Annotated in this window: 22 protein-coding genes and 2 pseudogenes; 6 read left to right on the top strand and 18 right to left on the bottom strand. The window is 66.2% G+C overall.

The features are described 5' to 3' along the window. Positions 1–14 precede the first annotated feature (14 nt). A complete protein-coding gene (locus AC1AYR_RS06115) occupies positions 15–614 on the top strand; it encodes a nitroreductase family protein (RefSeq protein ID WP_034529600.1) in 600 nt (199 codons plus the stop codon). A gap of 317 nt (positions 615–931) precedes the next feature. Here AC1AYR_RS06115 and AC1AYR_RS06110 read toward each other — a convergent pair whose 3' ends face one another. The 7 genes from AC1AYR_RS06110 to cysS all read right to left on the bottom strand — a co-directional run bounded on the left by AC1AYR_RS06110 (position 932) and on the right by cysS (position 8,576). After that, positions 932–1,981, bottom strand: coding sequence for a tRNA (guanine(37)-N(1))-methyltransferase (locus AC1AYR_RS06110; RefSeq protein WP_034530095.1), 1,050 nt, complete (start codon positions 1,979–1,981; stop codon positions 932–934). A gap of 106 nt (positions 1,982–2,087) precedes the next feature. Continuing rightward, on the bottom strand, positions 2,088–2,687 hold the full coding sequence (gene rimM, locus AC1AYR_RS06105; protein WP_476511957.1) for a ribosome maturation factor RimM: 600 nt from the start codon (positions 2,685–2,687) through the stop codon (positions 2,088–2,090). Between the two features lie 57 nt (positions 2,688–2,744). Beyond that, on the bottom strand, positions 2,745–2,978 hold the full coding sequence (locus AC1AYR_RS06100; protein ID WP_034530099.1) for an RNA-binding protein: 234 nt from the start codon (positions 2,976–2,978) through the stop codon (positions 2,745–2,747). A gap of 105 nt (positions 2,979–3,083) precedes the next feature. Next, positions 3,084–3,536 carry a 30S ribosomal protein S16 gene (gene rpsP / locus AC1AYR_RS06095; RefSeq protein ID WP_034530100.1) on the bottom strand — a complete coding sequence of 151 codons (453 nt, stop codon included), beginning with the start codon at positions 3,534–3,536 and terminating at the stop codon, positions 3,084–3,086. 202 nt (positions 3,537–3,738) lie between these two features. Further along, positions 3,739–4,842 carry an endonuclease/exonuclease/phosphatase family protein gene (locus tag AC1AYR_RS06090; RefSeq protein ID WP_034530121.1) on the bottom strand — a complete coding sequence of 368 codons (1,104 nt, stop codon included), beginning with the start codon at positions 4,840–4,842 and terminating at the stop codon, positions 3,739–3,741. A gap of 154 nt (positions 4,843–4,996) precedes the next feature. Continuing rightward, positions 4,997–6,637 (bottom strand): signal recognition particle protein, encoded by a 1,641-nt coding sequence (gene ffh, locus AC1AYR_RS06085; RefSeq protein ID WP_101621794.1) that lies wholly within the window; start codon positions 6,635–6,637, stop codon positions 4,997–4,999. 289 nt (positions 6,638–6,926) lie between these two features. Then, positions 6,927–8,576, bottom strand: a complete 1,650-nt coding sequence (gene cysS / locus AC1AYR_RS06080; RefSeq protein ID WP_034530102.1) for a cysteine--tRNA ligase — start codon at positions 8,574–8,576, stop codon at positions 6,927–6,929. Positions 8,577–8,779: 203 nt separating this feature from the next. Between cysS and AC1AYR_RS06075 the strand changes: the two genes are divergently transcribed. The 3 genes and pseudogenes from AC1AYR_RS06075 to AC1AYR_RS06065 form a co-directional block, all read left to right on the top strand. Next, positions 8,780–9,544, top strand: a complete 765-nt coding sequence (locus tag AC1AYR_RS06075) for a type 1 glutamine amidotransferase (RefSeq protein WP_476511948.1) — start codon at positions 8,780–8,782, stop codon at positions 9,542–9,544. A 51-nt stretch (positions 9,545–9,595) separates the two neighbouring features. Continuing rightward, positions 9,596–11,521 (top strand): annotated as a pseudogene (locus AC1AYR_RS06070) (ABC-F family ATP-binding cassette domain-containing protein); the annotation flags it as partial. Positions 11,522–11,638: 117 nt separating this feature from the next. After that, a pseudogene (locus AC1AYR_RS06065) lies at positions 11,639–11,878 on the top strand (ABC transporter C-terminal domain-containing protein); the annotation flags it as partial. Positions 11,879–11,947: 69 nt separating this feature from the next. On the opposite strand, the gene AC1AYR_RS06060 reads toward AC1AYR_RS06065, so the two are convergent. Continuing rightward, entirely contained in the window at positions 11,948–13,201 is a 1,254-nt protein-coding gene (locus AC1AYR_RS06060; protein ID WP_476511947.1) for an ROK family transcriptional regulator, read from the bottom strand. Positions 13,202–13,460: 259 nt separating this feature from the next. Between AC1AYR_RS06060 and AC1AYR_RS06055 the strand changes: the two genes are divergently transcribed. Beyond that, positions 13,461–14,147: a nucleoside/nucleotide kinase family protein gene (locus AC1AYR_RS06055; protein ID WP_476511946.1), complete on the top strand. Its 687-nt coding sequence runs from the start codon at positions 13,461–13,463 to the stop codon at positions 14,145–14,147. Between the two features lie 90 nt (positions 14,148–14,237). Here AC1AYR_RS06055 and AC1AYR_RS06050 read toward each other — a convergent pair whose 3' ends face one another. The 9 genes from AC1AYR_RS06050 to coaD form a co-directional block, all read right to left on the bottom strand. Further along, on the bottom strand, positions 14,238–14,663 hold the full coding sequence (locus tag AC1AYR_RS06050) for a PIN domain-containing protein (RefSeq protein ID WP_476511945.1): 426 nt from the start codon (positions 14,661–14,663) through the stop codon (positions 14,238–14,240). Further along, positions 14,660–14,983 (bottom strand): FitA-like ribbon-helix-helix domain-containing protein, encoded by a 324-nt coding sequence (locus AC1AYR_RS06045; protein ID WP_476555148.1) that lies wholly within the window; start codon positions 14,981–14,983, stop codon positions 14,660–14,662. The genes AC1AYR_RS06050 and AC1AYR_RS06045 overlap by 4 nt, the downstream gene beginning before the upstream one ends. Before the next feature lie 177 nt (positions 14,984–15,160). Then, positions 15,161–15,718 (bottom strand): acetolactate synthase small subunit, encoded by a 558-nt coding sequence (gene ilvN, locus AC1AYR_RS06040; RefSeq protein WP_476511943.1) that lies wholly within the window; start codon positions 15,716–15,718, stop codon positions 15,161–15,163. 1 nt (position 15,719) lies between these two features. Then, positions 15,720–17,684, bottom strand: coding sequence for an acetolactate synthase large subunit (locus AC1AYR_RS06035; protein WP_476511942.1), 1,965 nt, complete (start codon positions 17,682–17,684; stop codon positions 15,720–15,722). A gap of 176 nt (positions 17,685–17,860) precedes the next feature. Further along, positions 17,861–18,583 (bottom strand): ribonuclease III, encoded by a 723-nt coding sequence (gene rnc / locus AC1AYR_RS06030; RefSeq protein WP_476511941.1) that lies wholly within the window; start codon positions 18,581–18,583, stop codon positions 17,861–17,863. Between the two features lie 149 nt (positions 18,584–18,732). Beyond that, entirely contained in the window at positions 18,733–18,927 is a 195-nt protein-coding gene (rpmF, locus tag AC1AYR_RS06025; RefSeq protein WP_055427716.1) for a 50S ribosomal protein L32, read from the bottom strand. A 100-nt stretch (positions 18,928–19,027) separates the two neighbouring features. Next, positions 19,028–19,651 (bottom strand): YceD family protein, encoded by a 624-nt coding sequence (locus tag AC1AYR_RS06020; protein WP_476511940.1) that lies wholly within the window; start codon positions 19,649–19,651, stop codon positions 19,028–19,030. Between the two features lie 113 nt (positions 19,652–19,764). Then, the gene (locus AC1AYR_RS06015; RefSeq protein ID WP_476511939.1) at positions 19,765–20,688 is read right to left on the bottom strand and encodes an ATP synthase subunit B family protein; all 924 of its coding nucleotides are present in this window, start codon (positions 20,686–20,688) and stop codon (positions 19,765–19,767) included. Then, a complete protein-coding gene (gene coaD / locus AC1AYR_RS06010; protein WP_476511938.1) occupies positions 20,685–21,206 on the bottom strand; it encodes a pantetheine-phosphate adenylyltransferase in 522 nt (173 codons plus the stop codon). The genes AC1AYR_RS06015 and coaD overlap by 4 nt, the downstream gene beginning before the upstream one ends. Positions 21,207–21,307: 101 nt before the next feature. Here coaD and AC1AYR_RS06005 point away from each other — a divergent pair, with 101 nt between their 5' ends. Continuing rightward, positions 21,308–21,637: a DUF3039 domain-containing protein gene (locus tag AC1AYR_RS06005; protein ID WP_476511937.1), complete on the top strand. Its 330-nt coding sequence runs from the start codon at positions 21,308–21,310 to the stop codon at positions 21,635–21,637. 85 nt (positions 21,638–21,722) lie between these two features. Here the strand turns inward: AC1AYR_RS06005 and AC1AYR_RS06000 are convergent, their stop codons facing one another. Then, complete coding sequence (locus AC1AYR_RS06000) at positions 21,723–22,733, bottom strand: aldo/keto reductase (RefSeq protein ID WP_476511936.1); 1,011 nt, start codon at positions 22,731–22,733, stop codon at positions 21,723–21,725. Positions 22,734–22,843: the final 110 nt, after the last annotated feature.

The following is a 22,843-nucleotide window of genomic DNA, read 5'->3' as shown; positions in this document are numbered from 1 at the left end:
AAAAGGGGAATCTCATGTCCTTCGTCACCGCTCTTGAAACCCGCCGCTCCCAGTACGCGCTGACCGACGCCTCGCCGATCAGCGACCAGGAGATCGCCGACCTCGTCAAGAAGGTCGTCGTCGACGTGCCGAGCGCCTTCAACTCCCAGCCGCAGCGCGCCGTCGTCCTGTTCGGCGACGCCAGCCAGAAGCTGTGGGACATCGTCAAGGAGACCCTGCGCAAGGTCGTTAACGATGAGGAGGCCTTCAAGTCCACCGAGGCGAAGATCGACTCCTTCGCCGCCGGCCACGGCACCGTGCTCTTCTACGATGATGAGGACGTCACCAAGCAGCTGCAGGAGAACATCCCGGCCTACGCCGCCAACTTCCCCGGCTTCGCCCGTGACGCCGCAGGCATGCTCCAGCTCGCCGTGTGGACCGCCCTCGCCGAGAAGGGCCTGGGCGCCTCCCTGCAGCACTACAACCCGCTGATCGACGAGGCCGTCGCCGCCGAGTTCGACCTGCCGAAGAGCTGGAAGCTCCAGGCCCAGATGCCGTTCGGCATCGTCGCCCAGCCCGCCGGCCCGGTCGAAAAGCAGCCGGCCGAGACCCGCGTCAAGGTCTTCGGCCTGTAAGATTTCCTCGCCCCCGCCGGCGGGGGTTGTCGGCCGGTGACGATGCCGTTACGGTACGTCACGTTTCGTTGCCCCCGCTGGCGGGGGCTGTCGGCGAAGCCGACTGAGGAAGAGTGGAGAAGTAGCCGTAGGCCGCGGGGGAATCGCAACGGCCGGAGGCCGATTCCGTTTCCTTGCCCCCGCTGGCGGGGGCTCCCGCGAAGCGGGTGGGGGTGGTCATTTTCGTATGGAGCCACCCCCAGTCAGCCTGCGGCTGACAGCCCCCCGCCAGCGGGGGCGGAGTTGTGTTTGCGGCCGCCGGCGGGGGCGCGTCGTATCTATCGCAGTTTGCGGGGGTGGGGGGTGGAGACTTCCCAGCCTAGGGCCATCAGGGTCTTGCGGTCGGCCTTGTCCAGGGACTTGCAGTCCAGCTGCTCGATGAGGTCGGGGCGGATTTCGTCCGTGCGCGTCAGCGCCTCGTCACGGCGGTAGCGGTCCACTTTGCCGTGGTCGCCGGAGAGCAGCACATCCGGCACCTTCAATCCGCGCCATTCCGCCGGCTTCGTGTACTGGCGGTGTTCGAGCAGCGCGTTCGCGCCCGTGTAGGATTCCTCGACGATGGAGTCGGCGTTGCCCATGAATCCCGGAATCAGGCGCGTGATCGCCTCGACCATCACCGAGGTCGCGACCTCGCCGCCGTTGAGCACATAGTCGCCAATCGAATACTCGCGCACGTCGATGCCTTGTGAACGGTAGTACTCGGGAATACGCGCGTCGTAGCCCTCGTAGCGGCCGCAGCCGAACAGCAGATGCTCCGCGTGTGAGAGCTCCGTCGCGTCGCGCTGCGTGAACAGCGGCGCGGACGGATTCGGGAAGATGAGCACCGGCGTGTGCTCCTGCGGTGACTGACAAGCCGGTGTCTCATCGGACACCGTAAACGAGTCTTCAAGGGCGGATGATTCCGCGTTTTCGACGGTCTTGGGGCCGGACTCACCAGCGGTTCCACACGTGGAAACACGTCGAATATCGGTATCTACCGGTGTCTGAATATCGGTATCTGCCGGTGTCTCATCGGACACTGGTTTGCCAGTGATGGTATGCGTGGCCGTCACCGTCTCCGTCGCGGCTTCATGGGGTGCGTCGGTTCCTTCCTGCGGCTCCAGTCCCAGCAGCTCGTCGAGACATTCGGCCCACACGGCAGGCTTCATCACCATGCCGGCACCGCCGCCCACCGGGGTGTCATCCACCGAATGATGCACGTCATGCGTCCAGTCGCGCAGGTTGTGCGCGGTGATGGTCAGCAGGCCCTTCTCCTGCGCCTTGCCCATCAGGCTCAATCCCATCACGTCGAAATACTCGGGGAACACGCTCACGATATCGATCTTCATAAGCAACCACCCTATCGTGCGGTGCGGAACCACACGATAGGGCGGGAGGGAAGCGGAGACCGGAGGAATCCGCCGGTCGGGACGGCGTATGGGAGGGGAGAACGGTCTAGAGTCCCGGAATCAGGCCTCCGGGCGGGTCAAGCGTAAGGTAACCTTCCTCCACGTCGATGTCCGGCACGAGCTCGTCGACGAACGGCACGAGCGCGGTCTTCTCCATGACCGGCGTGCCGTCCTTCGCCGTGCCGACCTGCACCGGTTCGGCGAGCCTGATCTTGAGCAGCGACTGGGCGGGGGAGTCGATCACGTCGACCACCTTGCCGACCACCAGCCCGGTCTCCGCGCCCAGGCCGTTGCCCTCCGCCATGCGGGCCTCAAGACCGATGAGGTCCTTCGGATACCATTCGTCCGCTTCGAGCATCTCGTCCGGATCGTCGGCCTCGCCGTACAGTTCGGTGCCGTTCAACGCCTCGGAGGCGTCGCGGTCGTCGCAGCCCTCCAGCTTGATGATCCAGCGCTTCTTGAACGTGCGCGAGGACTCCACCACGTATTCCGTCGAGCCGTCCTTCGAATAGAGCACGGAACCGGGTTCGAAGCGCCATTCCGGTTCGTCGGTGAACACCTGGACGGTGACCTCGCCCTTCATGCCCTGGGCGCGCCCGATACGACAGACCCTCAGCAGTTCGAGCTGCTGAGGGTCGTCATGCATATTCTGATCTGCCATGCCAAGCAGTGTACCCCATCGAGTACCTAGTCGCCTGTCGGCTCAGTGGCGCACGTCCATGATGTCGACGCGCACCTTGTGATCGGACAGCGCTTGGATCACGGTGCGGATCGCGTTGGCGGTGCGTCCGGAACGGCCGATGACGCGGCCGATGTCCTCCGGGTTGACGCGCACGCGAAGCAGTTCGCCGCGCGCGTTCTCATGGGACTTGACGGACACGTCGTCCGGGAAATCGACGATGTTCTTGATGAGATGTTCCACTGCCTGTGCGAGCATTTCGATCAGCCTTTCTATGCAGCATTGCCTTCGACCACGGGTCGCTGATTACTCAGCCTACCGCGTCGAAGGCAATGTCGTCGTCAGTACGCCTTGCGGCGTGGCTCACTCAGCCTCGGCCGGAGCTTCCTCAGCCGGGGCCTCTTCGGCGGCGGCAGCGGCCTCAGCCTCGGCCTTGGCCTTCGCCTCGGCTTCGGACTTGGCGGCCTTGAGCTTCTGGGCCTCGGCCTCGACGGCCTCGACGCGGGCGGCGGCATCCGGGCCGGCCTCAACGGTCTTCAGGGTACCTTCGGCACCGTCGAGACCCTTGAACTTCTGCCAGTCGCCGGTGATGTTCAGCAGCTTGTAGACCTGCTCGGTCGGCTGGGCGCCGACGCCGAGCCAGTACTGGGCGCGCTCGGAGTTGATCTTGATCGTGGAAGGCTGGGTGTTCGGATCGTAGGTACCGATCTCCTCGATGGCGCGGCCATCGCGCTTGGTACGGGAATCCATGACGACCACGCGGTAGAACGCGTAGAACTTCTTACCCATGCGCTTCAGACGAATCTTGGTTGCCAAAGTGGCTCTCCTTAAAAATATCAGGGGTGTGTGTTCGGTTCGCATTGTGGGGCGCAGCTCGCCGAGCCCACGTGTTCCTCGCGGCACGGGGTGTAGAGGGCGCCACGCACTCGCGAATAACCGGTTCATTATAGCGCCGTGCCCCGGACTCGCGACACGCCTACGCGTGTGCGTCCCGATGCGTGCGTCCCGATCGATGTGCCTACACGCGCACCGTGAGGCGGGCGGTCAGTGCGAGATGGTCGGTCTCGGGGATCTCGAACGATGCGACATCCGTGAAAACCGCCCCACGCGTGGCGAGGATGTGGTCGAGTTCGATGCGCGGCCACTTGAGCCAGCGGGGGAACGTGAGGTTCGGCCCCTTCGCCTGGGTGAGGCTTGCGTCATGGAATCCGGTCTTCAGCAGCGCACGGAAGCTTGGATGCTCGGTGGAGGAGTTGAGGTCGCCGAGCACGACGGCGATGGCGCGGTCCTCCTGCTTCGCGGCCTTGGCGAGTCCGCCGAGACCGATGATGCCCGCCGACCATTCGCGGCATCCGCGCATCGGTGACTTCGGGTGCGCGGACGCGAACGTCACGTCGTGTCCGCCCGCCATCGGCAGGGTGATCGACGGCACGTCGGCCGCGGGGATGGCGATCGCGTCGGACGTGGCGTCGTCCGGTTCGACGCGGGAGAGGATTACGTTGAACCCGCCGTTGTCGGTCTCCTTCGATTCGCCGGACCGGCGGTAGGGGAGCAGGTCGGCGATGCCGGCCGCGTCGAGACGCGCGAGCAGGTCGTCGCTCGCCTCCTGCAGCGCGAGCACGTCGACGCCGCGCGTGCGCGCCTCGCGCGCGATCGCGACGGCGTCGGCGCGCCCGTAGCGGCAGTTGAGCGTCATCAGCGTGAGCGACGACGGCGGTTCGACGGTGGTTCCGGTGTCATCGATGCTATCTGTGACGGACGCGACCGGCGACGTTTCACGCGATGTTCCACGATTGTCGGAAACTGTTTCACGCGACGTTTCACGGGATGCGTCGCGTGCCGTGGCCGCGGTACGGCGTTCCCGCCGCGGATGCGGGTCCGTGCCCCAATACGCGATGCGGCGGGTCGACGCGGACAGGGCGACGCCCAGCAGGCAGCACATCGGCCCCCACGCGTGGATGATTCCGGCAACCACGGCGCAGGCGACGAGCGGCACCCACAGGAACGGAATCAGGGCGATCATGTACGGGAACGGCATGCGCGCCTCCACGCCGGCGGGCAGCTCACTGAGCAGCACCCACAGCATGCCGACGATCATCACGCCCCACAGCAACCAGACCAGCATGAACAGACACCTTTCTTGAGGACAATTAAATAGGCCCCCTCATCGAGGGGGCTGTCTGCGAAGCCGACTGGGGGAGAGACCGACCAAGGATGGACTACCCCTCAGTCGCCTTCGGCGACAGCTCCCCTGACAAGGGGAGCTGATACGTGGTCTACCGCAGCAGACCGGCCAGGCCGCCGCCGAGATTCGGCGGGAGTTCGCCGCCGTTCGCGTCCAGCGCCTGCTGAAGACCGGCGGGCAGGGCCGGGTTCTGCGGCTTGGCGAACGCGGAGCCGCCCGACTTCTTGCCGGACAGACGGTCGCGCAACGCCTTCTCCTCGGCCTCGCGCTTCATCGGATTGCCGGAACGGCCCTTCTTGTTCTTGTTCTTGCCCTTGGCCTTCTTGTTCTTCTTGCCGCCGCCCATCGAACCGCCGAAGCCGGGCACGCCGCCGCCCAGACCGGCCTTGTTCGACATGCGCTTCATCATCTTCGCGGCCTGTTCGAACCGCTGGAGCAGCGCGTTCACGGCGGAGACCGTGTTGCCGGAACCGTAGGCGATGCGGGCGCGGCGGGAGCCGTTGATGATCTTCGGGTTGCGACGCTCCTCGGGCGTCATCGAACGGATGATCGCCTCCGTGCGGTCGATCTCGCGCTCGTCGAACTGCTCAAGCTCCTTACGGTGGGCCGCCATGCCCGGAATCATGCCGAGCAGCGACTTCATCGAACCGAGCTTGCGGACCTGCTGCAGCTGCTCGAGGAAATCGTCGAGACCGAACTCGCCTTCGGCCATCTTCGCCGCGGCCTCGCGCGCCTGCTTCTCGTCGAACTGCTTCTGCGCCTGCTCGATCAGGGTGAGGATGTCGCCCATGTCGAGGATGCGGGAGGCCATGCGGTCCGGGTGGAAGACCTCGAAGTCCTTCAATCCCTCGCCGTTCGAGGCGAACAGGATCGGCTTGCCGGTCACGGACGCGACCGACAGGGCGGCGCCGCCACGCGCGTCGCCGTCGAGCTTGGACAGGACCACGCCGGTGAAGTCCACGCCCTCGTCGAACGCCTTCGCGGTGCGCACCGCGTCCTGGCCGATCATCGCGTCGATGACGAACAGGATCTCGTTCGGGTTCACGGCGTCGCGGATGTCGCGCGCCTGCTTCATCAGCTCCTCGTCGACGCCGAGACGGCCGGCGGTATCGATGATGACCGTGTCGTACAGCTTCTGCTTGGCGAAGGCGATCGAATCACGCGCCACCTTCACCGGGTCGCCGGTGGTCTGGCCCGGCGCGGACACCGCGTCGCCGCCGTCCGACTGCACGCCCTTCTCCGGGGCGTACACCGGCACGCCGGCGCGCTCGCCCACCACCTGGAGCTGGGTGACCGCGTTCGGACGCTGCAGGTCGGCCGCGACCAGCAGCGGGGTGTGGCCCGCGTCCTTGAGCCAGTAGCCGAGCTTGCCGGCGAGCGTCGTCTTGCCGGCGCCCTGGAGGCCTGCGAGCATGATGATCGTCGGCGGGTTCTTCGCGAAGTTCAGCGGACGGTCCACGCCCGCGCCGAGGATCGCCGTCAGCTCCTCGTTGACGATCTTCACGACCTGCTGTGCCGGGTTCAGCGCGTCGGACACCTCGGTGCCGAGCGCGCGTTCGCGCACGCGCGCGGTGAACGGGCGTACCACGTCGAGCGCCACGTCGGCGTCGAGCAGCGCGCGGCGGATCTCGCGGATCGTGCCGTCGATATCCGTTTCGGAAAGCTTGCCCTTGCTCTTCAGATGCTTGAACGCATTCGAGAGCTTGTCAGTCAAAGAACTAAATGCTGCCATAATGGGCAACAGTCTAGCCGTGGCGGGCGAAAACCGCGGGCGGGGAAGACCTCCCTCATCTCGCCCCCCGCTGGCGGGGGCTGTCGGCGTTAGCCGACTGGGGTGGCAACGGTCAGCGAAGACCGCCCTCATTCGCCCCCGCTGGCGGGGGCTGTCGGCGTTGGCCGACTGGGGGTGGTATCGGGCGGTCAACCACCCCCAGTCACGCTACGCGTGCCAGCCCCCGCCAGCGGGGGCAAAGGAGAAACAGGTCGCCGAGCTTTCCCTCCAGCGGGGGCAAAGGAATGGCCTACTTGAGGCTCCAGGTGGAGCCCTGCGGGCCGTCCTCGATGGCGATACCGGCTCCGGCGAGGGCGTCGCGGATCGCGTCGGCCTTCGCGAAGTCCTTCGCCTTGCGGGCCTCGGCGCGTGCGGCCAGCTGTTCGCCGATCAGCTTCTCCAGCGCCACATGCTCCGGCGACTCGTCGGCGCCGTCGCCCGCGCCGCCCGCGGCTCCGGCGGACACCCACGGTTCGGCCAGCGGGTCGAGACCCAACGTGTCGAGCATCGCGCGCACGGCGACGAGCGAGGCGCGCACCTCGGCGCGGGCCTCGTCCGAATCGGCGTGGTCGGCGAGCTTGGAGAGCAGCGTGTTGCCGGAGCGGATCGCCGTGAAGATCGCGGCGGTCGCGCCGGAGACGTTCACGTCGTCGTTCATCGCGGCCGTGAAGTCGGCGGGCAGATCATCGGCGGAGACGGCCGTGATCTCATCGCGCGAAGGCTGTCCGCCCAATGCGACACCCGCGCGCTCGATGAAGTTCGCGATACGGTCGTACGCGGCCTGCGCCTCGACGAGCGCCTGATCGGACCATTCCAGCATCGAACGGTACTGGACGGAGCCCAGCGCGTAACGCACCACCCACGCGGAATGTTCGGCGAGCACGCTCGGCACGGACAGGCCGGTGCCCAGCGACTTCGACATCTTCTCGCCCTTCGCGGTGACCCACGCGGAGTGCATCCAGCGGGCGGCCGAATCGTAGCCGGCGGCGCGCGTCTGCGCCATCTCGTTCTCATGGTGGGGGAAACGCAGGTCGAGGCCGCCGCCGTGGATGTCGAATCCGTCCTTCAGGTAGCGGTGGCTCATCGCCGAGCATTCGATATGCCAGCCCGGGCGGCCCACGCCGAACGGGGTGTTCCAGCGGGCGTCCTCCGGATCGGTGTCCTTTGGGGCCTTCCACAGGGCGAAATCACGCGGGTCGTGCTTGTCGGGGGAGGCGTCGGCCGGATCGACCGGATTGTACTTGTCGTCACCGGCGGCGTCGACGGACGGGCCCATGCGGTCGGCCACGGCCGCCGCCTCGTCCACCTCGGCGGTCTGCTTCTGGTGCGTCAGCTCGCCGTAATGCGGCCACGACGCCACGTCGAAGTACACGTTGCCGGTCGGCTTGCCGTCCGCGTCGGTCACCACGTAGCCGTGGCCGTTCGCGATGATGCGTTCGATCAGGTCGATCATGTCGGACATGTGGCCGGTCGCGCGCGGCTCGACCGTCGGCGGCAGCACGCCGAGCGTCTCGTAGGCGTGCGTGAACTCACGCTCGTAGTAGTAGGCGCGCGCCCACCACTGCTGGCCCGCGGCGGCGGCCTTGTCGAGGATCTTGTCGTCGATGTCCGTGACGTTCCTCACGAACGTGACCTTGTAGCCGAGCTTCAGGAACCACCGGCGCACGATGTCGAACGCGACGGCGGCGCGGATGTGCCCGATGTGCGGCGACGACTGCACCGTCGCGCCGCACACGTAGATGCCCACCTCGCCGGGCTTGATCGGCGTGAACACGCTCGTCGTATGCGAGGCGGTGTCGTAGAGTTTGAGGCCCGCGGCGGCCTTGGCGACCTTCACCGGAGTGAGCGCGCTCGGCATCACGGAAGTGCTGAAATCATGCGGTTCTTGGCTGTTTCCCATAAGTCAACAGAGTATGTGCGGAAGGCGACGGGCGCAACCGGACGCGCGACCCGGGGTCATGGACGGAACCTATGACACGCGTGAAGTCGGCGCGGTGTGGCGGCATGGTGCGGCGGCGGCGCGGCGGTACATCGACGCGATGTGACGCGACACCGACGGCCGACGCGCCCGTCGTTTACGTGGGTCGTGCCACAATAGGAGACATGACGCCACAAGTGCTTGTTCTGCAACATGTCCCCTGGGAGAAGCCCGGGCGCATCCTCACCAATCTCGAGGAGATCGGGCTCGGCTATCAGATCGTCAACGTCGTGGATACGAAGAAACCCGATTTGCCGTCGTTCGACGAGGTCGCCGGCGTGGTCATCATGGGCGGTCCGATGGGCGCCACCGACTACGACAAGCACCCCGGACTCAAGGCGGAGACGAAGCTGGCGCGCGCCGCCATCGCCGTGAACAAGCCGGTGCTCGGCGTGTGCCTCGGCCATCAGATCATCGCCGCGGCGCTCGGCGCGAAACTGCATCACGGCGACAAGCCGGAGATCGGATTCGGGTCGATCAAGCGCGTCGACAAGCACGACTACTTCTCCATGTGGGACAAGCAGATCAACGTGCTCCACTGGCACAACGACGTGGTGGGACTGCCGGAAGGCGCGCAGCTGCTCGCCCGCTCGCCCCTCACCAAAGTGCAGGCGTTCCGCGCCGGTTCGGCGCTCGGTCTGCAATTCCATCTCGAAGTCACCTCCTCCGTGCTGGAGGAATGGCTCGACGAACCGAGCATGGTCAAGGACCTGAAAGCGGCCGGCGGTTCCAAGTCGAAGCTGCGCGAGGACTTCGCGCAATACAATCCGCTGCTCCAACCGCTCGCCGAACAGGTGTTCTCCGGATTCGCCGCCCGCTGCAACAGCTACGCGCGCCGGCTCGTCCGCGAGGCGGCGGCGAACGCCCCCAAGGATCCGGTCATCTGCTGACGGCCGTTCCCGCCCCCTGCGTGTTGCGGCCATGGGCTACATTGGTGAGCCATGCCGACTTACGATATTGGACTGGAACACGTTTCGCTCGCCTTCGCCACCAAGACCATCTTCACCGACGTGACGCAGGGCGTGTTCGAAGGGGACCGCATCGGCATCGTCGGCCGTAACGGCGACGGCAAATCCACGCTGCTGCACCTGTTCCGCGGCACCCAGGAACCCGATTCCGGCCGTGTGACGAAGCGCGGCGGCCTCACCTTCGGCATGCTCGACCAGCGCGATCCGCTCGACGACGACGCCACGATCCGCGAAGCCGCGCTCGAAGGCCGCGCCGACTACGAATGGGCGTCCGACAACACCTCCCGTGAGATCGTCGAGGCATTGCTTGGCGGCATGAGTCTCGACGCGAAGGTCGGCTCCCTGTCCGGCGGCCAGCGCCGCCGCGCCGACCTCGCGCGACTGCTCCTCAAGGACTGGGACATCCTCGCGCTCGACGAGCCCACCAACCACCTCGACGTGGTCACCATCCACTGGCTCGCCGAACACCTCAAGAACCGCTGGTCGAAGGGCGCCGGCGCGCTGCTGCTCGTCACCCACGACCGCTGGTTCCTCGACGAGGTGTGCGAATCGATGTGGGAGGTACACGACGGGGTCATCGAGCCGTTCGAAGGCGGCTACTCCGCGTACATGCTCCAGCGCGTCGAACGCGACCGCCAGGCCGACGTGCGCGAGACGAAGCGCCGCAACCTCGCACGCAAGGAGCTCGCCTGGCTGTCGCGCGGCGCCCGCGCCCGCTCCACCAAGCAGAAGTTCCACGTCAAGGCCGCGCGCGAGCTCATCGCCGACGTACCGCCGATGCGCAACACGCTCGAATTGAAGCAGATGGCGACCTCGCGTCTCGGCAAGCAGGTCGTCGACCTCGTCGACGTGACGCAGATCTTCGAGAAGACCGCCGTCGAGGTCGATCCGGATGCGGCCGCGCTCGCCGACTCCGCCTCCCACGTGGACGTGGTGGAGCCGATGTACGCCGAACCGCAGCCACACGGCTCCGTCGAGGTGGCCGTCACCGACATGACCGACCCGCGTCTCGTCGACGCCGGCGTGCCCGAGGCGGTCGCCGCCGCCGAGGAGGCGCGCGCGAAGGCCGAGGCGGAGGGCGGCGCCGCGGCGTCGGACGACGATCGCGCCGTGCGCCGCATGAACACCGGCGGCGAGTCCATCGGCATGGACGACGCCGTGGCGGCCGCGGACGGTGCCGCCGGCACGTCCGCCGCGCGCAAGGTGACCGTTTCCGGCCGCGAGATCCTCGACGACGTGACCTGGCTCATCGGCCCCGGCGACCGATTCGGCATCGTCGGCGCGAACGGCGCCGGCAAGTCCACGCTGCTCAAGCTCATCGACGGCACGCTTACCCCGACCGTGGGCCACGTGAACATCGGCAAGACCGTGCGCTTCGCCGTGCTCTCCCAGCGGCTCGACGAACTCGAGAAGCTCGGCAAGTACAAGATCAAGGAAGTGCTGTCGCGCTACAAGCCGAGCTACATCGTGGACGGCAAGGAGGTCACGCCAGGCCAGCTCATGGAACGCCTCGGCTTCGAATCGGCGCAGCTCATGACCCCGATCCGCGACCTGTCCGGCGGCCAGAAGCGCCGCATGCAGCTGCTGCTCATCCTGCTCGACGAACCGAACGTGCTCATCATGGACGAGCCCGGCAACGACCTCGACACCGACATGCTCGCCGTGATGGAGGATCTGCTCGACACGTGGCCGGGCACGCTCATCGTCGTCTCCCACGACCGCTACCTGCTCGAACGCGTCACCGACCAGCAGTTCGCGCTGATCGGCGGCAAGGTGCGTCACCTGCCCGGCGGCGTGCAGGACTATCTCGACATGGTCGAATCGATCAGGAACGGCAAGGGCCTTCCCGAGGACACGCCCGGTTTCGCGGGCACCGGCGGCCGTTCCGGCCGTTCCGGCGGCAAGGGCGGGAAGAAGGGCGCGTCCGGCGTGTCGGCTTCCGTCGTCGCGGAGTCTGATGTGTCCGGCACATCGTCTGTGTCCGGCACATCCGATTCGGACGGTTCTGCCGCAGCCTCGACCCCGAAGCTCACCGGCAAGGCGTTCCACGAGGCCTCGAAGCGCGTGTCCGCCATCGAACGCAAGCTCGCCAAACTGGAGGAGAGCAAATCCGAACTCGAAGCGCAGATGGCCGCGCACGACCCGAGCGACTATGAGGGGCTCAACGACCTCAACCAGCAACTCCAGGCCGTGACGGACGAGTCCGACGCGCTCGAGACCGAGTGGATGGAACTGTCCGAACAGCTCGAGCAGTAAACGGCGGCTCCCTCCTTGGGAACCGTGCTGATCGGGGAGTGAACCGGATGGGTCGGTCGGCAGCTCCGGTCAGCGGCGTGCCAGCCCGCGCAGGAAATCCAGCGAAGTCAGACCTTGGTCGATGGCCGCATACGCGAGTCCGATGATGCCCGCACGTGCTTCGTTGTCGCATGATTCGATGCGCAGCGACGTGGTCGCGAGCGGCTGGGTGCGGGCCCATACGCGCTCGCGGATCCCGCTCATCAGCAGTTCCCCGCAGTGCGACAGCTCCCCGCCGACGACGATGCATGACGGATTGAGCATGTTGACGCAGGCGGAGACCACGTCGCCGATGAGACGGCCTGCCCGGCGGATCGCCTGTACGGTCTCCACGTCGCCGTGCGAGGCGAGATCGACCACGTCCGCGAGCGTGCGCACGGGCTTGTCGGCGTCGCGCAGCTCTTGCAGCACGGCCCAACCGCCGGCGGTGGCTTCCACGCAGCCGAGGTTGCCGCAACGGCACGGCCGATCCGCGCCGATGTCGCCGAAGACGTGGATGTGCCCGATATCGCCGGCACCGCCGGACGCGCCGTGCATGATGGCGCCGGACGAGACGACCCCGGCGCCCAGCCCCATGCCGGCATGCACGTACAGGAGGTCGGCGATCATGTGCGCGCCGTCGTGCGTGCCGCGCCCGTCGTCGTTCCCGTCGCCGGCGAGTTGGTGCGCCTTGCACAGCGCCCGCACGTTGGCGTCGTTCTCGACGAATGCGGGCACGTGGTATCGCCCGGAGAAGTAGTCGCGCAGGTTGTGGTTCTCCCAGTCGCGCATCACCGGCGCCTGGATGATGTTGCCGGTGGCGGCCTCGACGCGCGTGGTCACCGCGACGGACACCGCGCACAGTCGCGTCGGTCCGTCGTCGCCCGTGACGCCGTCGGCCAGCATTGCGTCGGCGGTCGCGTCGATCAGTGCGAGCGTTTTCTCCGGTCCGTCCTCCGCGCCGCGGCGGATGGACCGTGTCGTCACCGGGCGGGCTGCTAGATCGCACAGGGCGACGGTGGTGGTCGTGGTGGCGATGTCGATGGCGAGGATGTACGCGCAGGACGCATCGAACGTGAATCCTTGGGCGGGGCGTCCACCGGTCGGGCTTGGCAGGGAGAGCGGACGCGCGATGCCGATGCCGATGAGTTCGTCGATGCGTCTGTTCACCGTGGGACGAGCCCAGCCGGTCGCCTCGCCGATCTCGCCGCGCGTCATCGGCCCGTGCAGGCGCAGGCGCGTCAGCAGCTCGACGTCACCTTCGGAGAGGGGCGTCGTCGCCCGTTCCGTCGATGTCTGTTTCATCGGTTTCCGTTCCGCTGACTTATTCATAGTTGGTAGCATACATCATGCCAATATCGACAATCTCTTCACAATTCATACCACAGTTTTGTATAGAGCTATACAAAACTGTGGTATAGTTATGTATCACAAGGAAGAAAACGGATGACGTTGCGGTGTCCGTTGATTCCAAAGCAGGTGAAGCCTCATCAATGCGGTTTCGCCGGTGCAGACAGGCATAACCAAACGCAATCAGACCATGTTTTCAAGGAAGGAAACGACGATGACGACCCAGATGACCCATATTGCGAACCTCGATGAAGCCAAGTCCCGCGTCGCCAAGCTGCTCGCGTCCAACGAGCGTGTGATTCTCGGCATCGTGGGCGCGCCGGGAGCCGGCAAGTCCACGCTGGCGCAACTGCTCGCCGAGGCGTTCTTCGACGGCCGCGAGGCCGGTCTGGACGAGCCGCAGGACCACTTCGCGGCCTGGGTGCCGATGGACGGCTACCACTTGGCCGACGTTGAGCTCAAGCGCCTGAATCGTCTGCAGCGCAAGGGCGCGATCGACACCTTCGACGCCCGCGGCTATCGCTCCCTGCTGCGCCGCATCCACGAGGGCGAGGACGGCGTGATCTACGCCCCGATGTTCGAGCGCGACCTCGAACAGCCGCTCGCCGGCGCGATTCCGGTCTTCCCGTGGACCCGTCTTGTGGTCACGGAAGGCAACTACCTGCTCGATGAGGCCGATGCGTGGGCGGACGTGCGCGCCGCCATGACCGAAGTGTGGTATGTGGACGTCGACGACGACCTGCGCCGTGAGCGTCTCGTCGAGCGTCACATTCAGTTCGGCAAGGAGCCCGAGCAGGCGCGCAAGTGGGTCATGGAGGTCGACGAGATCAACGCGCGCCGCATCGCCGCCTGCCGCGACCGCGCCGACGCAACCGTCACCCTGCCGCCGCTCGACCTGTGATCGGAGCCGTTCCCGAACGCGGGCCCGATGAGGCCGCCGGTGGGACGACACGTCGGATTCATGTCCGATGTGTCACCCCACCGGCGGCTTTTACCGTGCCTCCCACGGATTGATGAGGGTGACGCCGGTACCCTCGAAATCCTTGACGTTGCGCGTCGCCACCGCCGCCCCGTGCGCACGCGCGATCGCTGCGATCATCGCGTCCTGTGTGCCGATCGGACGTCCCGCCGCCCGTCGTTCGGTGACGATGGTGGCGTAATACGGGGCGGCTGCGCTGTTGAACGACAACGTGCGATGTCGGAAATTGTCTATGAATGCCGACGTGGTTTGCCTGAGGCGTTCCTTCTTGTACGATTCCGGCAGCAGGGCGATGCCGTATAGCAGTTCGGCGATGGTGATGCTCGTCGTATGGAGGGTATGGAGTCGCTGCGATATGATCCAGTCCCGAACATTAGTGTCCATGCGGGGCTTGCTGGTGACCTCGCTGACGACATTGGTGTCGAGGATGGTGATCATCGCGTTCCCTCGCAATCGTCGTCATCGTCGAGACCCAGATCGACGGGGCGGGGGCCGGTGTCGTAGGTGTTGCGTGGAGGACACAGTTCCTCGTCCGGGCCGAGTCCCTCGCCGTTGAGCAGTCGTTGCATCTCGGCCACGAGATCGGCCGAAGTGGTGATGCGGTGCGCCAGATACTCGGTGGTGCAGTCCTCCAGCAGCGAACGTACCTCCGCCTCCATGGAGCGGTTGTTGTCTTTCGCCATCTTCTTGAGCGCGTCCATGCATTCCGCGGGCACCTTGCGGACGGTGATGGTGCCGGTGCTCTCTGTTGCGGTCATCATGACCTCCTTGCTGTCATAGTGCAGTCATCAATCAATGCATGCACTATGCTAGCACTTGGCGCTCGGGGTATGCAACAAGGGGATGGATACGTCATATGACGTATCCATCCCCTTCGTCGTGCCCACGCTCCTATCCGCTCATCTCTTGGGATGCCGGCCGGAACGTGCGCGGCGTCAGCGTCCGGTGATCTCGGAGCCGAGCACCTTTTCGCTCAGGGCCTTCGGGCCTCGCGTGACGGCGACCGCGCCGGAACGCACCAGCTCGATCACGCCGTAATGCTCCAGCAGGCCCAGCAGCGCGTCGATTTTGCCTTCCGCGCCCGTCGCCTCGATGGTGAGCGACTCCGGGTTCACATCGACCACGCGCACGCGGAACAGACGCACGATCTCCAGCACGTCGGAGCGGTTGGATTCGTTCGCCGCCACCTTGATGAGCACGAGTTCGCGTTCCACCGTGGTGTTCGGGTCGAGCTCGACGATCTTGAGCACGTGCAGCAGCTTGTTGAGCTGCTTGATGATCTGTTCGAGCGGCACGGCCTCGACGTCCGCCGTCACCGTCACGCGGGAGATGTCCGGACGTTCGGTGGGGGAGACGGACAGCGAGTTGATGTTGAACGCGCGGCGGGCGAACAGGCCGGCGATGCGCGCCAGCACGCCCGGACGGTTCTCCACCAGGACGCTCAGCGTATGACGCTCGGAACCGGGCTTGGAAGCGGGATAATTCGCGGGCATGTCAGTTCTCCTTCCCGTTCTCGGCGGCGGAAGCGGCGGCGGTCCTGCGCGCCTCCTCGGCGGCGTTCACATAGGCGTCGCCCTCGGTGTCGTCCAGCAACGGCTTCACGCCCGGCTTGTACGTCACCTCGTCGTTCGACGCGCCGGCGGCGACCATCGGCCACACCATCGCGTCCTTCCACACGCGGAAGTCGATGAGCACCGGGCGGTCGTTGATCTCGTTCGCCTTGCGGATCGCCTCGACGGCCTCCTCCTCGGTGAACACGCGGAACGCGACGCAACCGTAGGCTTCGGCCAGCTTCACGAAGTCCGGCACCTCGAGCGGCAGTTCGCCGGCGGCCGCCTGCGCGTCGCCCTCGGCGCCGTGCGCCTCGCCGTCGAGCAGGTTCGTCTGCGAGTAATGGTGATCGTAGAACAGGGTCTGCCACTGGCGGACCATGCCGTACACGGAGTTGTTGAGCAGTGCGATCTTCACCGGCGTGCGCGCGAAGAACGCGGCCGCCAGCTCTTCGCTGGTCATCTGGAACGAGCCGTCGCCGTCGATGAGCCACACCGGCTTGGCACCGTCGAACTCGCGGGCCGAACCCACGGACGCGCCGATCGCGGCCGGCAGACCGTAGCCCATCGTGCCGAGGCCTCCGGAGGAGATCCACGACTTCGGATTCTCGAAATCGATGAACTGGGACGCCCACATCTGGTGCTGGCCCACGCCCGTCACCCAGATCGTGGACGGGTCGGCCATGTCGGACAGCGTCTTGACGACCCACTGCGGGGCGAGCGAGCCGTCGGTCGGCTCGTCCCACGTCATCGGATACTGCTTGCGCCAGTAGGCGATACGGTCCCACCACGGCTTGTGGTTCGGTCTCGGCGTGATCGCCTGCGCCCGTTCGATCTCCGGAATGAGATCGTCGAGCACGGTCGCCACGTCGCCGACGATCGGCACGTCCGGCGTGCGGTTCTTGCCGATCTCCGCCGGGTCGATGTCGATGTGGATGACGCGCGCGCCGGGCGCGAACGCGTCGAGCTTGCCGGTCACACGGTCGTCGAAGCGCGCGCCGATCGCGACGAGCAGGTCGCAGCGCTGCACGGCGCCGGTGGCCGCCACCGTGCCGTGCATACCGAGCATGCCGAGGTTGTGCGGATCGGTGTCGGGCACGATGCCGCGCGCCGGCAGCGTGGTGACGATCGGGGCGTCGGTGAGTTCGGCGAGGCGCTTGACCTGCGCGCCCGCGTTGGAGCGCATCGCGCCGCCGCCCACGTACAGCACCGGGCGGTACGACTGGTTGAACAGCTTCGCCGCATCGGAGAGCACGCGGCCATGCGCCTTCGTCGTCGGGTTATAGCCGGGCAGAATCATGCGCTGCGGCCACGAATAGTACATGTCGCCGACCTGCGCGGTCTTCGTGAGGTCCACGACGACCGGTCCGGGGCGGCCGGTGGCGGCCACATGGAACGCCTCGGCGAGCACGCGCGGGATATCCTGCGCGCGCGTGACGAGATATGAATGCTTCGACACCGGGTAGGTCATGCCGACGATGTCGGCCTCCTGGAATGCGTCGGTGCCGATCGCGTTGACGCCCACCTGACCGGTGATGACGACCATCGGCACGGAATCCATGTTCGCGTCGGCGATGGCGGTGACCACGTTCGTGGCGCCCGGGCCGGACGTGACGATGCACACGCCCACCTTGCCGGTCGCGATCGCATAACCCTCCGCGGCATGGCCGGCGGCCTGCTCGTGACGCATCAGGATGAATCGGAATTTCAGATCGTCATTGATCTGATGATAGACGGGCAGGATGGCCCCGCCCGGAATGCCGAACACGTCGGTGACGCCGAGATCCTCCAGCGAACGGACCAGCGCCTGCGCGCCGGTCATCTTCTCACCGTCGACGATGGTCTGCTTGTCGTTCACGGGCGTCTTGGGAACGCCGCTGAAAGCCTGCAAAGGCGTGGGTAAAGCCATAATCCTCTCACACTTCACTACTGATCCATGGCCGGCACGGTACGGGATGGTTCCGCCCGTGCCGTGCCGGCCCCGTTGCATGGAAAACCGGCTTGTGGCCGGCTTTCGCGCGTGGATTCCAGTCTATTCGTTTCGCTGATGTTTGCAGGGCCCGGCCCAATGGGCGGAATGCGGAATCAGTCGCTGAGCTTGTGCCAGGCGATCTCGGCGGCGGCCAGCTGCGCCTTGCGTTTGCTGGAGCCGCGCGCGGTGCCGAGCACCGTATCGTCGTCGCCGAGCGTGACGCGTGCGGTGAACACCTGCGCATACTCCGGTCCGGAGACGGACATGTGGTAGACGGGCTCCGGCTTGCCGAGCTCATGCGCCTTGACCGTCAGCGAGGTCTTCCAGTCAAGGGCGGGGCCTTCGGTGGCGACCTCGGCGAGCGTGTCGTCGACGAGGCGGTGCACGACCTCGCGCGCGCCGTCGATGCCGTGTTCGACGAACGTCGCGCCGATCAGCGATTCGACGATGTCGCACAGAATCGAGCTCTTCGAGGCGCCGCCCTGTGCCGCCTCGCCACGGCCGAGCAGGATGTACGGCTCAACGTGCAGCTTGGTGCGGGCGATCGCGCTCAGCGCCTCCTCGCTCACCGCCTTGGCGCGCATCTTCGCCAACTGGCCTTCGGTCATGTCCGGATGGACACGGAAGAGGGTCTCGGTGGCGACGAGTTCGAGCACGGCGTCGCCGAGGAACTCGAGACGCTCGTAATGCTTGACGCCGGGGTGCTCGTGCGCGAAGGAACGATGGGTGAGCGCCTGCACGAGCAGGTCCGGGCTGATCGTCGTGCCCAGACGTTCCAGCAGTTCGTTCGCCGCGTCGGACGCGCCGGCGGTGCGGGTGGGTGTGGTTTCGGTCATCATGTGCTCCTTGATGTCCTTAAGGGTCGGCCGGAGGCCGGATGGAAAGGTGTGAAGACGGGGAAGGGGTGGATAGCTATGCGAAAGCCCCGCCACCCGTCGATGGCAGGGCTTTCTTCATGCCGTTATTCGTGGCTATGCCGCGTGGATCACTTGGCGTGACCGGAGCGGATGGCCTCACGGTAGATGCGGCCGCGGAAGGAACCGCAGCTCGGGCAGGCCACGTGCGGCAGGGCCGGCTCGCCGCAGTTCGGGCAAGTCACGGTCGCCGTAGCGGTCGCCTTCCAGTTCGCGCGGCGCGAGTGCGTGTTGGCGCGCGAGGTCTTGTACTTAGGCAGTGCCATTTCAGTATCCTCTGTTTCGTTCGAACATTGAGCTTAAGCGTTCAGTACTGTAACGCACCGCCTGTACAAAGACGGACGCGCGGCTCCGCGTGTGTCGCGCTCACTCGCCCTGGTTGCCCGACTCCTCGGCCTCCAGCTGCTCCTTCAACGCGGCGAGTCCCGCGAAGCGGATGTCGGTGGTCTCGTGATGGTGGTCGGGATCCTCGTTGAGGTCAGCGCCGCACTGCGAGCACAGACCCTTGCAATCCGGGCGGCATAGCGGCTGCAGCGGCAGCTTCTCGACGAGCGTGTCGCGCAGCAGCGCCTCCAGGTCGGCGAACGCGCCGCCGGCCAGCAGCGGGTACGTGTCCTCCGACTCCTCCTCGCCGGCGATGATGTCCACTTCGCCCTTGCCGTCGTCGCGTCCGGACCGGTTCGCGTCGCGTTCGGACTCGTAGGGGAAGAACGCGGTCACGTTCACGCCCCAGTCGCGCTTGATCGGCTTGAGGCAGCGGGTGCATTCGGCGTGTACGGGCGCGGTGACGCGTGCGGTGAGGATGAGTCCGTCGACGATCGAGTCGAACGAGCCGGTCACGCGCACAGGCGCGCCCTCCTCGACGCCGATCACCGCGTCGCCGATGCCGCTCGGTGCGGGGAAGTCGGCGTCGACGGCCTTCGACTGGCCGGCGCGCGATGCGACCTGCGCGACGGGCACGGCCCAGAGGGAATCTTCGGGACGGGGCATGAGGTCAAGTCCTTTCTGCTGTCGCCTGCGGTTGGTCCCGCGAGGCTTCGGTTGTTCATGTTCAGTTCGTCGTGCTCGACCGTGAACCGGGTGCGGTCCGGCGGCCGAACGCGTCAGCGCGATTCGGGATAGTCGCTGATGTCGAGGTGCGGCATATCCGCGCCGGCCGACTTGCGACGCTCATAGAGTACGTTGAGACCGGCGTCCACGTCGCCGCTCATCTTCGCGAGCTGCGCGCGCAGCGTCTCCATCACCTTCGTCGAATACTCGTCGGCGCCGCGCGTGAGACGGTCGGCCTTCGTCTGCGCGGTGTTGAGGATCGTGCGCGCCTTCTGCCGCGCGAGTTCGGTGACGTTCTCCTGTCCGGCGAGGAACTGCGCCTGCTCGTTCGCCTCCTTGACGATGTCGGCGGCGCGGCTCTGCGCGGAGGCGACGATCGCGTTCGCCTGCGTCTGTGCGCCCTCCAGCCGGCGTTCCGCCTCGCGCATGAGCGCGGAGGCGCGTTCCAGCTGCACGGGGAGCATCTTCTTCAGGTCGCTCAACTGACCGGCGAATTCGGTGCGGTCGATCTTCACCTGGTCGGGGAAGAAGATGCTGCCCTTCGCCTCTTCGAGCGTCGCCTCCAACTGGTCGATGATGTCGTAGACGGTGGTGAACTCGTCGCGGCTGGCATCAATGTCGTCGTCCTCGTCATCGCCTTCGCGCAGATCCGGCAATGGGAACGGCGTCTTGAGCACGCGCGCGTCGTCGCCGATGTCGCTGTCGTCGCCGTCGTCCTCCGGAATCGTCGGCGAGGCGACGGTGGGGGAGGGGGCCGCGGCGGCGGTGTCGTCGGCGGTTCCCGGCGCGGCCTGCGGCGACGCCGGAACGGCCGACGGCGCAGGCGGGTCGAGCGGCGCGTCCATGCCGTTCGCGCCGTTCGCGCCGTCCGTCGCGGACGACGGTGGCGCGATCATCGGCTCGAACGTGACGGGCGCGGAACCGCCGTCGCCCGCGTTCGCGCCTTCCTGTTTGTCGTCATATGCTGCATCGGTCATGATGCGTTCCTTTCCTTCGACGCGCGCGCCTCGACCTCCCGCGACAGCGCCTCGGCGAGCATCGGCACCACGCAATCGGGCACCATGCCGGTCACGTCGCCGCCATGACGCGCCACGTCCTTGACGATCGAGCTGGAGATGTGTTCGAGCACCGGGTCGGCGGGAAGGAAAACGGTCTCCACGTCGCCGATCTTGCGGTTCACCAGCGCCATGCCGAGTTCCGCCTCGTAGTCGCCGTTCTGCCGCAGGCCCTTCACGATCACGGATGCCCCCACTTCACGACAATAGTCGGTGATGAGACCTCCGGTGGAGGAGACGACGACGTTCGTGCATCCGTCCTTGGCGAGGGCACGGCGGATGATGTCGACGCGGGTCTCGGTGGGGAACATCGGCGTCTTCGCCGCGTTCACCGCCACCACCACATGCACTTCCTCGAAGAAGCGCGCACTGCGTTCGATTACGTCAAGATGTCCGGCGGTCACGGGGTCGTACGAGCCGGGGCACACTGCTATGGTCATGGCTCACTAGCCTACCGCGCCTTGCCGCCACCGCACGACGGCGCGGGTGCGGCGACGGCAACTATGATGGTGGGCAGCATAGGTCCTATCAGGAGGTCGTCATGACGAACAATGATCAGCTGAACGATGGCAGGCTTCTCGCCGCGTTCCTCGACGCGGACACGTCGTCGCCGCTGTCCGATCCGGATGCCGGCACCGGCACCGCGGTGCTCGAACGTCCGGAGGAGAAGGAGGAGACCAGCCGCTCCGACGACGGCGACGCGGACCGGTTCGCGCACTACGTGTCGCGCGACCGCATCGCCGAATCGCAGATGACCGGACGCCCGGTGGTTGCGCTGTGCGGCAAGGTGTGGGTGCCCAAGCACGATCCGTCCAAGTATCCGGTCTGCCCCGACTGCAAGCGCATCTACGACGAGATGCGCGGTTGGTGATGTGATGTAGGCCGTCGCACGTTCCGTTACACGGCAAGGGAGGCGAATCCTCTGGCGAGGGTCCGCCTCCCTTGTTTTCGGGGTTTCAGCGCTTGGAGATCTCGTCGATCCTGGCGAGCTCCTCGGCGCTGAACGTCGTGTTCCTCAACGCGCCGATGTTGTCGAGGATCTGCTGCGGCTTCGAGGCGCCGGCGAGCACGGAGGTGACGACGCCGTCGTGCAGCAGCCAAGCGAGGCTCATCTCGGCGAGCGTCTGGCCGCGGGCGATGGCGATGTCGTTGAGCTCGCGGATCTGCTGGAGACGCTCCGGCGTGAGCGCGGAATCCTGAAGGAAGCGCGGGTCGAGGGCGATGCGGCTGTCGGCCGGCACGCCGTGGAGGTAGCGGTTCGTGAGCAGGCCCTGCGCGAGCGGCGAGAACGTGATGATGCCCTTGCCGAGACGCTTGGCCGTGTCCTTGAGGCCATTCTGTTCGATGGTGCGGTCGAAGATGTTGTAGCGGTTCTGGTTGATGATGAACGGCGTGTGCAGTTCGTTGAGGATCGCCGCCGCCTTCTCCATCGTCGGGCCGTCGTAGTTGGACAGGCCCACGTACAGGGCCTTGCCGGAGCTCACGATCTGGGCGAGCGCGCCCATCGTCTCCTCGAGTGGGGTTTCCGGGTCCGGACGGTGGTGGTAGAAGATGTCCACGTAGTCGAGGCCGAGGCGTTCCAGCGACTGGTCGAGCGAGGCGATGAGGTACTTGCGCGAACCGTGGTCGCCGTACGGGCCAGGCCACATGTCGTATCCGGCCTTCGTGGAGATAACGAGCTCGTCGCGGTGGCGCTTGAAGTACCGGTCGAGCAGCACGCCGCAGTTGCGCTCCGCCTGCCCGTATTCGGGACCGTAGTTGTTGGCGAGGTCGAAGTGCGTGATGCCGTTGTCGAACGCGGTGAACACGAGCTGCTTCATATGATCGAACGGCGTCAGGTCGCCGAAGTTGTGCCAGAAGCCGAGCGAGACGGCCGGCAGTTTGAGGCCGGAGGCGCCGCAGCGGTTGTAGATCATCGTGTCATAGCGGGTGTCTGCGGGCGTATATGCGCTGATGAAGTCGGGCATCGTCGATATCTCCTTTGGGGCCCGTCGAATCCGCGTCGAGTCCGGTCGGGCGTCCATGTTCGTGATTACGCAATCATCCTCTCAGTTCAAGTAAACTTGAAGGCAAATCG

This window comes from Bifidobacterium sp. LH_417 (assembly GCF_056357035.1).
The sequence above is the reverse complement of the archived record's forward strand: the minus strand, read 5'-3'. Positions and strand labels throughout refer to the sequence as shown.